General features: G+C 52.5%; 12 protein-coding genes and 1 tRNA gene. 7 read left to right on the top strand and 6 right to left on the bottom strand.

All coding sequences use genetic code 11. The annotated features are described in order from the left end of the window. Positions 1 to 5: 5 nt before the first annotated feature. The 4 genes from hisD to C7476_RS29200 all read right to left on the bottom strand — a co-directional run bounded on the left by hisD (position 6) and on the right by C7476_RS29200 (position 3483). Positions 6 to 1298 carry a histidinol dehydrogenase gene (gene hisD, locus C7476_RS01845; protein WP_114428200.1) on the bottom strand — a complete coding sequence of 431 codons (1293 nt, stop codon included), beginning with the start codon at positions 1296 to 1298 and terminating at the stop codon, positions 6 to 8. Positions 1299 to 1310: 12 nt separating this feature from the next. Continuing rightward, complete coding sequence (locus C7476_RS01840; protein WP_114428199.1) at positions 1311 to 1748, bottom strand: DUF2948 family protein; 438 nt, start codon at positions 1746 to 1748, stop codon at positions 1311 to 1313. Between the two features lie 132 nt (positions 1749 to 1880). Next, entirely contained in the window at positions 1881 to 3170 is a 1290-nt protein-coding gene (murA, locus tag C7476_RS01835) for a UDP-N-acetylglucosamine 1-carboxyvinyltransferase (RefSeq protein WP_114428198.1), read from the bottom strand. A gap of 118 nt (positions 3171 to 3288) precedes the next feature. Then, entirely contained in the window at positions 3289 to 3483 is a 195-nt protein-coding gene (locus C7476_RS29200; RefSeq protein WP_114428197.1) for a hypothetical protein, read from the bottom strand. 238 nt (positions 3484 to 3721) lie between these two features. On the opposite strand from C7476_RS29200, the gene C7476_RS01825 reads away from it, so the two are divergent. The 5 genes from C7476_RS01825 to C7476_RS01810 all read left to right on the top strand — a co-directional run bounded on the left by C7476_RS01825 (position 3722) and on the right by C7476_RS01810 (position 9903). Continuing rightward, positions 3722 to 3796, top strand: a tRNA-Thr gene (locus C7476_RS01825). Positions 3797 to 3876: 80 nt separating this feature from the next. Then, the gene (locus tag C7476_RS01820) at positions 3877 to 5472 is read left to right on the top strand and encodes a tyrosine-type recombinase/integrase (RefSeq protein WP_114428196.1); all 1596 of its coding nucleotides are present in this window, start codon (positions 3877 to 3879) and stop codon (positions 5470 to 5472) included. 95 nt (positions 5473 to 5567) lie between these two features. Then, positions 5568 to 5981 carry a hypothetical protein gene (locus C7476_RS01815; RefSeq protein WP_114428195.1) on the top strand — a complete coding sequence of 138 codons (414 nt, stop codon included), beginning with the start codon at positions 5568 to 5570 and terminating at the stop codon, positions 5979 to 5981. 61 nt (positions 5982 to 6042) lie between these two features. Further along, positions 6043 to 6273, top strand: coding sequence for a hypothetical protein (locus tag C7476_RS27795; RefSeq protein ID WP_147274599.1), 231 nt, complete (start codon positions 6043 to 6045; stop codon positions 6271 to 6273). Between the two features lie 228 nt (positions 6274 to 6501). After that, a complete protein-coding gene (locus C7476_RS01810) occupies positions 6502 to 9903 on the top strand; it encodes a TM0106 family RecB-like putative nuclease (protein WP_114428194.1) in 3402 nt (1133 codons plus the stop codon). A 351-nt stretch (positions 9904 to 10254) separates the two neighbouring features. Here the strand turns inward: C7476_RS01810 and C7476_RS01805 are convergent, their stop codons facing one another. Both C7476_RS01805 and C7476_RS01800 read right to left on the bottom strand, forming a co-directional pair. Continuing rightward, positions 10255 to 10791 carry a hypothetical protein gene (locus C7476_RS01805; protein ID WP_114428193.1) on the bottom strand — a complete coding sequence of 179 codons (537 nt, stop codon included), beginning with the start codon at positions 10789 to 10791 and terminating at the stop codon, positions 10255 to 10257. A gap of 141 nt (positions 10792 to 10932) precedes the next feature. Then, on the bottom strand, positions 10933 to 11712 hold the full coding sequence (locus C7476_RS01800; protein ID WP_210207778.1) for an LEM-3-like GIY-YIG domain-containing protein: 780 nt from the start codon (positions 11710 to 11712) through the stop codon (positions 10933 to 10935). A gap of 677 nt (positions 11713 to 12389) precedes the next feature. Here C7476_RS01800 and C7476_RS01790 point away from each other — a divergent pair. Together C7476_RS01790 and C7476_RS01785 are read left to right on the top strand one after the other, a co-directional pair. Continuing rightward, positions 12390 to 12704, top strand: a complete 315-nt coding sequence (locus tag C7476_RS01790; RefSeq protein ID WP_114428190.1) for a hypothetical protein — start codon at positions 12390 to 12392, stop codon at positions 12702 to 12704. 82 nt (positions 12705 to 12786) lie between these two features. Then, positions 12787 to 13296 (top strand): hypothetical protein, encoded by a 510-nt coding sequence (locus C7476_RS01785; RefSeq protein ID WP_114428189.1) that lies wholly within the window; start codon positions 12787 to 12789, stop codon positions 13294 to 13296. Positions 13297 to 13556: the final 260 nt, after the last annotated feature.

Genomic DNA, 13556 nt, shown 5'->3' with positions numbered 1-13556 from the left:
TTTCCCTACAGGTTCAACCGGATTGCAACGGAATTGCCGTGGGCATCAAGGCCCTCTGCACGCGCAAGTTCGATCGCTGCCGGACCCAAGGCGCGCAACTGCTCCACACCCAATTTCAGGATGGAGGTCCGCTTCACATAGTCGAGCACCGAAAGGCCGGAAGAAAATCGCGCCGACCGTGCGGTGGGCAAAACGTGATTTGAGCCACCCACATAGTCGCCGATCACCTCCGGTGTGTAACGTCCAAGGAAGATCGCCCCGGCGTTGCGAACGCCTGCCAGCAGTATTTCGGGATCAGCAGTCGCGATCTCGAGATGCTCGGCAGCGATCCGGTTAACGAGCGGTAGCGCCGACAACAGGTCGGATACCAGAATAACGGCACCATAATCGCGCCAGCTGGCGCTTGCGGCTTCCGCTCGTGGCAATGTCAGTAGCTGGCGTTCTACGGCGGCGATAACTGCGTTGCCCAAGGCCTCGTCGTCCGTGATCAGGATCGACTGCGCGGCGCTGTCATGCTCGGCCTGCGCCAAAAGATCGGCCGCGATCCAGTCGGGATCATTGTCGCTGTCCGCCAGGATCAAAACTTCCGACGGACCCGCAATCATGTCGATGCCGACCTTGCCGAACACGCGGCGCTTGGCGGCTGCCACATAGGCATTGCCGGGACCTATGATCTTGGCGACCGGCTCAATTGTTTCCGTGCCATAAGCGAGCGCCGCAATGGCCTGTGCGCCGCCAACGCGGTAGATTTCCGAGACGCCGGCAAGCCGGGCTGCAACCAGCACGAGCGGATTGAGCTTGCCCTCTGGCGACGGCACGACCATGACGATACGCTCGACGCCAGCGACCTGAGCCGGAACAGCATTCATAAGCACGGAACTCGGATAGCTCGCCGTGCCGCCCGGGACATAAAGCCCTACCGACTCGACTGCCGTCCAACGCGAACCGAGTTCTACACCCAGCGCGTCCGTGTAACGATCGTCCTGTGGCATCTGCCGCGCGTGGTGCGAATGAATGCGATTGCGCGCCAATTTCAGCGCTTCCACCGTTTGTATAGGCGCGGACGCTACGGCTGCGTCGATCTCGGCCGAGGTGATCGCGATGCCGTGTTGCACAAGATCGATCCGGTCGAAGCGTTGCGAATAATCAATCAGTGCGGCATCGCCCTCGGTGCGAACGCGATGAATTATATCGGCAACAGCGCGGTCCACGTCCTCAGAAACCTCACGCTTGGTAGCCAGAAACGCAGAAAACCGCGATTCAAAATCTGGTTCGGACTGTCTCAGCACAAATGCCACGCTAATCACTCCTCAGACTTCGTGTTCCGGTTTGAACGCTGTTTCCCAAGCAGGACCGAGATCTGTCAACTGGGCCTCGATGGCTTCCACTTCCAGCCTCAGCGCCTTGTTGGCGGCGAAGGTCAACTCGACAATACCCGAAGGTGCGTCCGACACGATGAAATGGATTGCAAGAAGCGACAGGACATCGTCCTTGCGCTGGTGATCAATGCCGGTCGCCTTGACGCTATATACCCGATCAAAAAGCAATGCTGCGCGGCGACGTTCAAAGCTACGGCGGCGTTTGCCATCGGCAGCCTGTTCCCAGACAAACCGGTTAACGCCAAGAACAAGTTTCTTTTCAGCGGCCAGATATTCAATGTCGCTAACTTTCAACACAGAATCCTGCAGATGCGCGGACAGGATCTGCAGATCTTCCTCATCAAGCGCGATGAGTTTGAGAGTGTCCATGTCTTCCCTTTGCAAAATTGAGCGAGATCGCGATGCCGATCCGGCACCACGACATCTTTCCTGTTAGAGGAAAGTGTAGGGAAATGGAATTATGCGCTGCGTAGAATCTGTGTTGAAGCTACGAAAGTAGGATCAGTCACTGATACGTTCGACAACCGCGCCGCAGCGCGTCAGCTTTTCCTCGAGACGTTCAAAACCGCGATCGAGATGGTAGACGCGATTGACGACTGTCTCGCCCTCAGCGGCAAGTCCAGCAATGACCAGCGAAACCGAGGCCCGCAAATCGGTCGCCATCACGGGCGCGCCCTTCAGCCGTTCGACACCTTCGATCTTAGCCGTCTGGCCCGATAGTGAAATCTTGGCGCCAAGCCGCGCCAGCTCCTGCACGTGCATGAAGCGATTTTCGAAGATCGTCTCCGTAATGTGGGAGGTGCCTTTCGCCTTGGTCATCAAGCCCATGAACTGCGCTTGAAGATCCGTCGGGAACCCGGGGAACGGCTGAGTCGTCACGTCGACAGGCATGATGCCGTGGCCGTTACGGACAACACGCAAGCCTGAATTGGTTTCGGAGATTTCCGCTCCAGCCTGACCGAGCGTGGTCAAGGCCGCGCTGAGCAAACTGGCATCGGCGCCTTCGAGTATGACATCACCACCAGTCATGGCGACAGCCATGGCATAGGTGCCGGTCTCGATTCGATCTGGAATGACGCGAATGCGGGCTCCGGAAAGGCTCACGACACCTTCGATCGTGATTGTCGGCGTACCTGCACCGCTGACCTTCGCCCCCATGGCATTAAGACAGTCAGCCAAGTTGACAACTTCGGGTTCCTGTGCGGCGTTTTCGAGGACCGTCTCGCCCTTAGCCAGAGTCGCGGCCATCATCAATACATGGGTCGCGCCCACCGAAACTTTCGGGAACACGTAGCGGGTACCGACAAGGCCGCCCTTAGCACTGGCCTTGACATAACCATTCTCGATCTCGATATCGGCGCCGAGCGCGCGCAGGCCATCGATGAACTGATCCACAGGACGCGTGCCTATGGCACAGCCGCCTGGCAGCGAGACCGTAGCCACCCCCATCCGCGCAAGTAGCGGGCCAATAACCCAGAAGCTTGCACGCATCTTGGAAACCAGCTCATACGGCGCCATCGTATCGACGATATTGCGTGCGGTGAAATGGATGGTGCGTGAATAGGCACCGTCCTGACGTTCGCGACGTCCATTGACGGAATAATCGACACCATGATTGCCGAGAATACGGATTAGTTGTTCAACGTCGGCGAGATGAGGAACGTTTTCCAGCGTCAGTGTATCGTCCGTCAGGAGCGATGCGATCATCAACGGCAGGGCCGCATTCTTGGCACCCGAAATCGGAATGACGCCATTGAGCTTGTTACCGCCAACAATCTTGATGCGATCCATATTGTGTCACTTTCGCGGGAAAGTACCCGTCCTGTCGTTGAGACTCTTTGCAGAGCCGGTTGCTGTAAACCATCACACGAAATGGTTCAAGAAAGGCTTATGACCCTGTTTGGGCCATTCATGATTCCTCTTGGGAGGAATCGGAAGGCTTTTCGGTTGCGGCGACAATGCCCTCGTCGCGTTCATCGGCGCTACCCGCCCGACGCGAACGTGATTGCTGTTTTCGCCGTGCCAGATTCGCCCGCAATTGTTCGGACCGTCGCTTCTCGCGGTCAGTTTGTTGGGAATTCGGGTTTTTCGACGGCGAAGTCATGTCGTGTCACATATATTCCAAATGGGTTTCATGCCATTTTATACCCAACAAGTCATCGCTTTTGCCGCGTATACATAATTTGGCACAGAGATTACGATTGCTTGCTTGCGATTTAAGCAATGATATGGCAGAAGTCCGCCGCGTTCGCAAATCGGCTGCAACTCATGTAGAGCACTTCGTTACGAGGTGGTATACGGGAAACGAGGCCATGGTTGCGATCCGCACGCGATATGGAAACGCTGTTGTAGCTCAGTGGTAGAGCGCGTCATTGGTAATGACGAGGTCGGGAGTTCAATCCTCCCCAGCAGCACCATTCCAACCCATTGAATTCATTAGAACCTATTGACATCTAACAGGTTTTTCCCATTTTCTTGTTACAAAATTGGTAACAAAATGGGTGATTTGGTTATGGCTGCGAAGACACGGAACTGGCTGGAACGCAATGGCAGATATTATGCTCGCGTGGTCATCCCCCTTCCCCTGCGTCCATTCATGGGCGGCAAATCTCAGCTTACCGAACCGCTTGGTCCCGATCTACGCTCCGCTCGCAACCTCCACTCCGGCGCGGTTGCTCGTATCCGTGCTCAAATCGACATTGCCAAACAAAAAGCAAATGCCTCAGGTCTCCACGGTCAGAAGCGTTTTACACCTGAGCCTATTTCAATAAATGAAATTGCCCATCGCCATTATTTGAGACGACTAGAACTGGATAGAAAGCTGAGGTTATCAAACAATAACTGGGCCTCGATATCCATTGACGATCTAGTCGTCGCGCAGCTCCGTGACGGCATGGCGGGTAAGCTTGGCGACAACGCTTTGCTGGATGCTGTTGGTCCGGCGACGGCTCACTTCCAGCAGCTGGGCAACACGACTGCCAAGTTCGGAAGCCACGAGTGGCGTGAACTTGCCATGGCCTTGTGCGCGGCCGAATTCGAGGTTCTTTCACGCATCGTGGAACGTGATGAGGGCGTGTATTCCGGCGCACCGTCGCATCCGCTCTTTGAACCGATGGACGTGGAACAACTCACGAGCGATCCGGTATCAATTAGAGACCTTTTTCAGAGATACTTGAAGGAGTTGAAAGCGAATGGCCGAGGAACTGAAGCTGAGCAACGTTGGACGCCTATTGTCGAGGACTTCATTGCCTTTGCGAAAACAGATGATGCTCGACGCATTACCAGGAAACATGTGATTCAGTGGAAGGATGTAAAACTAAACTATCTAGCACCAAAGACAGTCAAAGACGTTTATCTTACCGCACTGAAGGCAACTTTTAACTGGGCTGTCGCCAACGATATTCTCGACACCAGCCCAGCAGACAAGGTTAAAATCAGGGTTAAGGAGAAGGTCCTTAACCGGCCGAAGGGCTTCACACGTGAGGAAGCTGCAAAAGTTCTAAGAGCAAGCTTGCGTTATGTTCCGGCTCCTTATGGGACGAAAATCAGAGAGGCATCACAAACCACTGCCGCAAAAAGATGGGCGCCAATACTCTGTGCGTTGACGGGCTCTCGCATTACAGAAATCACGCAATTGCGAAAATCCGATATCCAGACTGCGGGGGAAGTAACCTATATTAGAATTTCTCCGGACGCCGGCGCGGTAAAAAACAATAAGTTCCGAGACGTTCCCCTCCACCAACAGCTACTGGACCTTGGTTTCCTCGGCTTTGTTAGCGGATCTGCAGAAGGACCTCTTTTTTATCCTTCAGGTGCACGTAAGCCTGGCAGCAATCCGGCAGCGATCGTTTCCTCGCGGCTGGCGCAATGGCTTCAACGAAATCAATTGATTCCGGCCGGCGTAAGCCCCAACCACGGGTGGCGCCATTCATTTAAAACCTTTTGCAGGGAGGCGAATATAGACAGCGCGACAATAGATGCAATTTGCGGTCATGCTCCCAGATCTGTTGGTGAAAAATACGGAGACGTCACTTTAAAAACGATGAAAAACGCGATCGACAGTCTGCCAGCATATAGTTTTGATAAGGTATAGTCAGTCAGCGCTGACTTATCCGTAAGTAATCTACTAGTAATCCGTAATAATTTTGATACATTCTCTCGCGTTATCGAAAAAAAGAGATTATCAAAATGAAGAGCCTATCCAATCCGCCGCGCTCATCAATCTCTGTCTTCTTAGAAGAGACGGTTAATGCACTTCCTGACAATATCAGCCATCGAGATATTGCCGTCATGTCGGGCTTTCAGACCTCCGACATGATCTACATGTTCATCGATGGTCGCGCTAAAGTCCCTCTCGACCGGGTAACAGCACTAGCCCAGGCATTGGGCGTCGATGCAGGTCACCTTTTCATACTTGCGTTAGAGCAGATCTTCGAACCCGCAATGTTTGCTGAATTGCGAGAACTTTTTGCGCGACCCCAGAACATATCCTCAAATGAGTGGGATTGGATCCAGCTTATCAGGCAGGCCTCAACCCATACTGATCCGCCAGTTACTATGCCGGTGGCACGGCAGGTTAGAAAGGCATTCCTCCGAGAATGAGCAGCAATGGTCCGCACAAGCTAACCAACCATTTCTATAACAATCCTGGTAGGCGGAAACTATGAAATCAGAAGATAAACCAACGATCATGTTTGCTTATTCGCTAGGGAGACTCTCAACGGTCTGTTTCGTGATTGCGATGGCGCTGCCCCTGATGGCGATATCGTGGCCAATCACAATCGCAGGTGAATACTCTGCGCTGTTTTTAACTATCTCTACCGCCGGTTGGCTCATAGCGGGCGCGGTATTGCATTTTTTGGGACTACGTGTGTTGAGAGGTGCATGGGGATGACGCCATCTTCCATCGAATTTTGGATTCTCTCTTTGGGATTGCCCATAGGCGTTATTGTGGCTGCGTATCTTTTAGTCCTGCAGCATGAACACGCACGCAAAACACAACGTTAGCCTGCGCTGGATCTTCCTGATCTTGCACTCGGCGACGTGACCATTCGGACGACCGTGTGGTCGCGTCTCTTTCGCGATAGAACACTCTCCACTTTGTTGATAACATTTTTCCACGATGAAAAAAATCGACGATCAAATCCAGCTAAGTGCCACCGATTTGGTCGGCCATTTGAATTGCCATCACTTGACGGCCTTGGACGTTCTGGTCGCCAACGGCTCGCTTGCCAAACCAAAACGATATGACCCAATGCTCGAGATCCTGCGAGAGCGCGGCTTTTTACATGAGCAAGCGTTTGTGGAACATTTGTTGTCCACGGGTTTGACATCAGAGCCGATTGATTTTGTCGAAATTTCGGATGAAAGCGTCGCCGCCACTATAAGAGCCATGCAATCGGGGCGCGACGTCATTATACAAGGTGCGCTTCGCCACGGTCGATGGTCAGGCCGAACCGATGTGTTGCGCCGGGTGGAAATTCCAAGCGCTTTTGGCGGTTGGTCTTACGAGGTAATGGACACCAAACTTGCGCGAGAAACAAAAGGCGGCACGGTCCTGCAGCTTTGTCTCTATTCAGATTTGTTGGGCCATACTCAACAGCTCCAACCAGCAAATACCTATGTCGTGGCGCCTTGGTCTGATTTTATCCCCCAGGTATTCCGCATCGCAGACTATGCAGCCTATTTTCGCAAAGCGAAGGTAGCAGCTGAGATCGCTACGTCAGGCCTAGCAGGACACGAAACATATCCTGAACCTAACGACCACTGCGAAATCTGCCGTTGGTTTGAGAGGTGCGACAAGCGACGACGCCACGACGATCATTTGTCCTTTGTTGCCGGTATCTCACGCACCCAAATCGCGGAACTTCGAGAGAACGGGGTTACCACTTTGGCTGAACTGGGCGCTTTAGACACGCCATTACGCTGGAAACCCAAACGCGGGACGGCGCAGTCCTATGAAAAGATCCGAGCCCAGGCCCGTATCCAGGCAGACGCGAGAGAAAGTGGCGTGGTCAAACATGAACTATTGCCAGTCATACCGGGCTATGGGCTGTGCCTTCTTCCCAAGCCGAGCGAAGGAGACATTTTTTTCGATCTTGAAGGCGATCCCTTTATCGGAGAACACGGGCTCGAATATCTATTCGGCTATCACCATCGTGATAGCGATTGTCAGCCGCTTTATAAGGCCGATTGGTCCTTAAACCGCCAAGAAGAGAAGTCGGCATTTGAAGCATTTATTGATTTTGTTATCGAGCGGCTGAGGACGTATCCAGATCTGCATATTTACCATTTCGCCCCGTATGAACCCACCGCATTGAAACGACTAATGGGCCGTTACGCGACGCGAGAAGCCGAAATAGACAATCTTCTTCGTGGTCATCGATTTGTTGATCTTTACAGCGTGGTTCGAAACTCCGTGAGGGCGAGTGTTGAAAGCTACTCGATCAAACGGCTGGAGATCTTCTACGGCTACGAGAGATTGGTGCCCCTTAAGGAGGCCAATGTTGCACTGGCAAGCCTTGGGGCGGCTCTCGAACTGGGCGATGTGCCATCCATCAAAGATGACGTCAAAACCATAGTCCAAAACTACAACAAGGATGATTGCGTTTCGACCGAGGCGTTACGGTCGTGGTTAGAGCGCCTGCGCTTGCAATCGATAGAGATGGGCGCTGAAGTGCTTCGACCCAACGCGATCGCGGAAGAACCCAATGAAAAACTGACTGCGCGTCAAGCGCGAGTGAAACAGCTGGCTGATCGCATAGTCGAAAACATTCCAGTTGATTCAGCGGCGCGGACAGACGAGCAGCAGGCAGTGTGGATACTCGCCAACATTTTGGACTGGCATCGCCGCGAAGAAAAAGCGGTATATTGGGAGAAGTTTCGGCTACAAGCGCTCAGCTCTGAAGAACTTCTTGACGAACGTGCAGGACTGTCTGGGCTTACCTTCGCCGGAGAGGTCGCCGGCCAGGGCCGCACCCCTACACATCGATATCATTTCCCGCAGCAAGATACCGATATCCGTGCGGGAAAAGAGCTTCGGTCCATGGGAGGTGAGCCGTTTGGTAAAGTCGTTGATATCTCCACAGCTGACCGCACAATCGATATCAAAAAACAAGGAAAAACGGTCGACCTTCACCCAGCCGCTGTGTTTACCCATGAGATAATCACGGCCGACGAACAGGCCGCGTGTTTGTTACGGATCGGAGACTATGTTGCGGACCACGGTGTGAACGGTGAAGGCCCATATCTGGCGGCAAGAGACCTTTTGTTGAGGAGCCCTCCACAACTCGGGGGCCAGCCCATTAGCATCGTCGGCGAAGATACGTTGGAAGCTGCTATTCGCTTAGCGAAGTGCATGCAAAGCGGCGTATTACCCATTCAGGGCCCCCCGGGGACAGGCAAGTCATATACGGGCGCGAGGATGATCTGTCAGTTCGTTCAATTGGGAATGAAAGTTGGCATCGCTGCCAACAGCCATAAGGTGATCCGCAACTTGCTTGATAAAGTCATCGAAGCTGCTGACGAAGTTAACATTGACCTCCGTTGCATACACAAAGCAAAAGAAAAAGAGGAAGACACTGACAAACTCTTCTTTGCGAAAAATAATGGATCGTTGTTAGGAGCCCTGGCCACTGGTCAATGTCAGGTCGCGGGCGCGACAGGATTTTTATGGGCGAGAGAAGATGCGTTCGAATCGATTGATGTCCTTGTCGTTGACGAGGCTGCCCAAATCTCTCTGGCTAATGTGCTTGCGCTCTCCCAGGCAGCAAAGCGACTGATTCTTCTTGGAGATCCGCAGCAGCTCGATCAGCCTAGTCAAGGCACGCACCCTGATGGAACTGACGTGTCAGGATTGGCGCACATCCTGAATGGAAAGCAGACAATCGAACCAGATCAAGGTCTGTTCCTTGAACAAACTTGGCGAATGAATCCTGATATCTGCTCATATGACTCTGAGCTATTTTACGGAGGGAAACTTCATCCCGTTGATGGATGTCAAAATCAAACCATCCATTCTCAAGGACCCATAAAGGGATCAGGACTGCGCTATGTGCCTGTTCAACACACTGGTAACAAAAGTTTCTCGATAGAGGAAGCGGATGCTGTCCAGCAGCTGGTTCTCTCGATCCTAAGTTCCAATACGCGATGGATTGACAGAGGTGGCAATGACAATCCGATCACAATTCAGGACATCGTCATCATTACGCCCTACAATGCGCAGGTTTTCGAAATTCAGCAGCGGCTGCCTGCTGCTAGAGTTGGGACAGTTGACAAGTTTCAGGGTCAGGAAGCCCCCATTGCTATCTATTCTATGGCGACATCGAGCCACGCTGACGCTCCGAGAGGCATGGAATTTCTCTACAGCGCCAATCGTCTCAATGTGGCTATTTCTCGCGCTAAGTGCCTTGCTATACTTGTAGCTTCGCCCGCCATATTTGAGGCGGAATGCAAAACCCCGGGGCGCATGCAGTTGGCCAATGCATTTTGTAGATTTCAGGAATTGGCTAAGAGTCTACCGTAACCTGGTAAGACATTGCATTTACAGAGACTAACTGCCAGCGAGCAAGTGGCGTAGATGCAGTCAAGGTAGTCTGTCGGGCTATTTTTCCGTAAGCAATCGTGAACGATAAGCTATCTCCGTATTGAAACTCAACGCATGGAGACATGGCAGTCTGATGACAAGCCATTTATCTGATCGACACGTCCGCCCGAACCGGAGCCGAATTGGCCTGGCGATCTGATCGGCGAATACCCGCTCTACGGCGAAGCCGAAACGAAGAGGCTGGAGCTGGTCGCAGCTGCAGCCGTCTTTGCAGTCATGATGCACTTCCGCACAAGCTAACCCACGGCGCGTCTCACAAGGCTCCGTAACTCAGTCCAGATAACCGATGGCTTGAAGGTAATTTCCGTAAGCGCCGAAAGCCATGATAGCAAACCAGCCCAAAACACAGGCTGCCGCAATTCTGACCGCTCGTGAATCGGTCTTGAACACGAGCCGCAGCGCAAGGTAGAGATACGCCACATGCAGCACCAACATCTGATAGAACATCGCCGTTGGGCCAATGCCAACCCCACTAGACCCTACGGCAGCGGCGATATCATTGGCCGTGTAGGTCGGCTGTCGGCTAAGGTGCAAGAACAGAAAGGCTCGAATTGCCCACACGACGAAGAAGCCGAGGATGAGAACAGCCCATGCGATGGAGGCTGGAACCTCGTCCCCTGCAACCGCGGCTCGCTGTTCGCCGGCCAGTTGTTCGGCTCGCGTCCTTACGTAAGCATATTTGGCCTTGGTCTCGTCACCATCGAACAGCGCAAGCTGCTTCACCCATAAGGCTTCCTGGCGCGCGTTCCTGAATTCCTCATCAGATCGCTGGAAGTAATCCGCGCTGATCTCCCCGTTTCTAGCCATATCATCTACCCCTAAAAGTAGGCAGAATGTATCGCATTCCCATGGCCGGACAACCTAGCGATTCGGATGAGCCCATATCAAGCGAGCGCGCTGGTCGTGAGCCATCTTTCGGCGACGTTACTACTTTACCCATGCCCGCATTTAGCAATTCCAATACCGGATCGGATTCTGGGAGTGCCTGAGTTCAGTCTGAACGATACGCTTGCCGCGTTGCCCGACGTATTCCTCCCAGACCAGACGGCTTGCTTCCTCGCCAATGAAGCCAAATCGATGAGCTTCAGAATCGTCAGCGTAGGAAACATCAGGAAAATTCTCTTTGGTAGCAGCTAGCCACCTAGAAGCGCGAAAAGCGCCAACTACCACGCCCCTCACGACCGCCAGGACATATTCTGCATTTTCAGCCCGTGGTTTTGAAATGCGCCAACAAAAACGGACTGTGTTGTAGATCGCATGGCGATCGCTGCGGTCCTCGAGCTTATTGATGTTGATGAGAATCAAACTATGAGTTGGTTGCGGCATGTCAGGAAGGCTATATTTATCGATAAGCTCCAGGTGGTTCATCGGCCCCTTATCACTGCTCGCATGGCCGCCCTGGATATTGGTCAGACCTGCGTAAGCGTCAATAACAGCTGCCTCGACCTCAAAAATGGCTTCGTCCGGAATCTCGTGCCGATGAATGACGTGAATGACATCAAGGCCAACATTCTTAATGGCCAGAATCCGATCGTATTTGGGACTTAAGCGTTGTTCCTCGTCCCCCAGAGCGACGCGAATGCCTTCTGCATGCTCGAACACACGGTTGTTTCTGCCTTTTCCTACATAAAAGGTTTCGCCATTTCTTGGGTCGATCAGCCGGTAGACATAGTTTCCAAGCTTTCGACAAACTTCCTCGGGAAATCTCATTCTTTTAAATTCATTCATAGCAGAGAGATCCGATCATGGATGTAAAGGGAGGACTAGGCCGGGGCCCTGATTAGCGAGCGCGGAAGATCGCCACCACAGATCGGCGTGATGTGGCACTCCTATTCGTAGTCTCCCTCGCCGTCGTATTTCTGCTCTCGTCTACGCGCTGCCTTGAGCCGCGGCTTTCGAAGCTCGTCGTTCTGCAGCTCGCGTCGGAGTTTTACAGCCTTGCCCCCCAGGTTGGTTTTACGTTGCTGCCAGACAAAACAAGAAGTGTGATGAGCCCACCAATGATCGCAAAACAGCTATGAACGCCCACTTTATGACCACGAATAGGACTTTAAAGATAGGGCCGAAAAGCCCCACAACTATTTTCATTTGAGCCCCCACTTTCCACGGAAGCTGCCTGAACAGCCGAACCTTTGCAACTGGCTCTTCGATTGACCCTCCAGTTGATCTCATCGAACTTTCGGCTGGTCGCCGAGACAGCGTCCATACGATGAACCCAGCACGGTTTAGCCAGATGCAAATTGGCGCCCTTTAACAAAATCTAGCGAGCCGGGGCCGCACGCGCACCTTCCTTCTCAAACCCGAATGCCTCGTGAAAATGCCTCCTTGGTAAATTTATTGACTTTACTCCTATTGCTAACTTTGTTATACATATCACTATGTTCATCTGGAGAAGGATAACCAAGATGCAATTAGCCGATACGCAAATCAAGAAAATCCTCCAATTCATCAACGAGGCTCAAGCCAACTTGGATCGCCTACGTGAGATTTTTGCCGCCGAGATTGAAACAGGAGATTTGGACCCAATGAGTCCAAAAAACAAAGACGGAAAATTTCTTACCGAACGAGGAATCGAAGTCTGTTTCCGACTTTTCGACCGGGGCGAGAATCCCTACGGAGTGGCAAAATTGATGGGCATTTCATACACCGCTGCAGCAAATCGTCATACGAGCTGGGAAAAAATTGGTGGGAAGCATCGAAAGCAGCAACCGTTGAATTGAACCATGGCGGGCCCCTCCGCCGATGGCACTGTAAGGCAGCAAGCGTGCTGTTTCCCTCAAATAGCAAACTATGGAGATTAAAATGACGAAAGATATATCCAGTTTCACCCTGAAAGAACTGCAGAATTTGATTGCGAACCATCGCAGGCAGAGCGCTACGAACGATCCGCTATATCTTGCTGCTATAGAAGAACATGCAAAACGCATTGGCAATGGCTTGAGTTTTGGAAAAACTCTAGGCGCAATAGTTGCATCTGCGCGCGGAGGATGCTTTCTCGGATATAGGATGGTCGCTGACGAGAGCGGAGCGGATTGGAACCGCGTTCATTGGTCAATGGGAAAACATTTGGGTGAACTATTGGAATTCTCACACAGAAGAGGATGGCCACTATTGACGTCAATCGTGGTCAACCAGCGCTATATCAAAACAGGTGAAATGGAGCCGGAAAGCCTTGCTGGCTTTGTAGAGATCGCGCGTCGCCTTGGTTTTCAAGTAGTCGACGAAGTGGCTTTTTTGCGTGAGCAACAGTTGCGGGTCTTCGCTTGGGCACGAGATACAGATTTTGAAAACCTGAAATTTCCAGCCATTTAATGGGGCCTGTAGCTTTTTTACTTGAACGCGTCGTCGCGCATTCGATTTCATTCCGACCCGTCGGTTGCCAGCCTGACCTGCACCATGAACGGAAGGCCGCCGTGAGCACAAGACCATTGTTGATCATCAGTAGATGATGACCATGGTTTGCTAGTTTCAGTCCTACCTTCATCAACCCAAGAGAAAGTTCGCTCTCATATAGAGCTCATCACGCCGATATCGGATCGAAGTCCTAGATAACAACACGAGCTGTGATGGGG

Source organism: Phyllobacterium bourgognense (assembly GCF_003337575.1).
GTDB lineage: Bacteria > Pseudomonadota > Alphaproteobacteria > Rhizobiales > Rhizobiaceae > Phyllobacterium > Phyllobacterium bourgognense.
This window is presented reverse-complemented; position numbering and strand designations above follow the sequence as displayed.

Bases quoted from the DNA above. Each gene is read 5' to 3' on its own strand.
- C7476_RS01840 (WP_114428199.1), bottom strand. From the start codon at position 1,748: ATGGACACTCTCAAACTCATCGCGCTTGATGAGGAAGATCTGCAGATC.
- murA (WP_114428198.1), bottom strand. From the start codon at position 3,170: ATGGATCGCATCAAGATTGTTGGCGGTAACAAGCTCAATGGCGTCATT.
- C7476_RS29200 (WP_114428197.1), bottom strand. From the start codon at position 3,483: ATGACTTCGCCGTCGAAAAACCCGAATTCCCAACAAACTGACCGCGAG.
- C7476_RS01820 (WP_114428196.1), top strand. From the start codon at position 3,877: ATGGGTGATTTGGTTATGGCTGCGAAGACACGGAACTGGCTGGAACGC.
- C7476_RS01815 (WP_114428195.1), top strand. From the start codon at position 5,568: ATGAAGAGCCTATCCAATCCGCCGCGCTCATCAATCTCTGTCTTCTTA.
- C7476_RS27795 (WP_147274599.1), top strand. From the start codon at position 6,043: ATGAAATCAGAAGATAAACCAACGATCATGTTTGCTTATTCGCTAGGG.
- C7476_RS01810 (WP_114428194.1), top strand. From the start codon at position 6,502: ATGAAAAAAATCGACGATCAAATCCAGCTAAGTGCCACCGATTTGGTC.
- C7476_RS01805 (WP_114428193.1), bottom strand. From the start codon at position 10,791: ATGGCTAGAAACGGGGAGATCAGCGCGGATTACTTCCAGCGATCTGAT.
- C7476_RS01800 (WP_210207778.1), bottom strand. From the start codon at position 11,712: ATGAATGAATTTAAAAGAATGAGATTTCCCGAGGAAGTTTGTCGAAAG.
- C7476_RS01790 (WP_114428190.1), top strand. From the start codon at position 12,390: ATGCAATTAGCCGATACGCAAATCAAGAAAATCCTCCAATTCATCAAC.
- C7476_RS01785 (WP_114428189.1), top strand. From the start codon at position 12,787: ATGACGAAAGATATATCCAGTTTCACCCTGAAAGAACTGCAGAATTTG.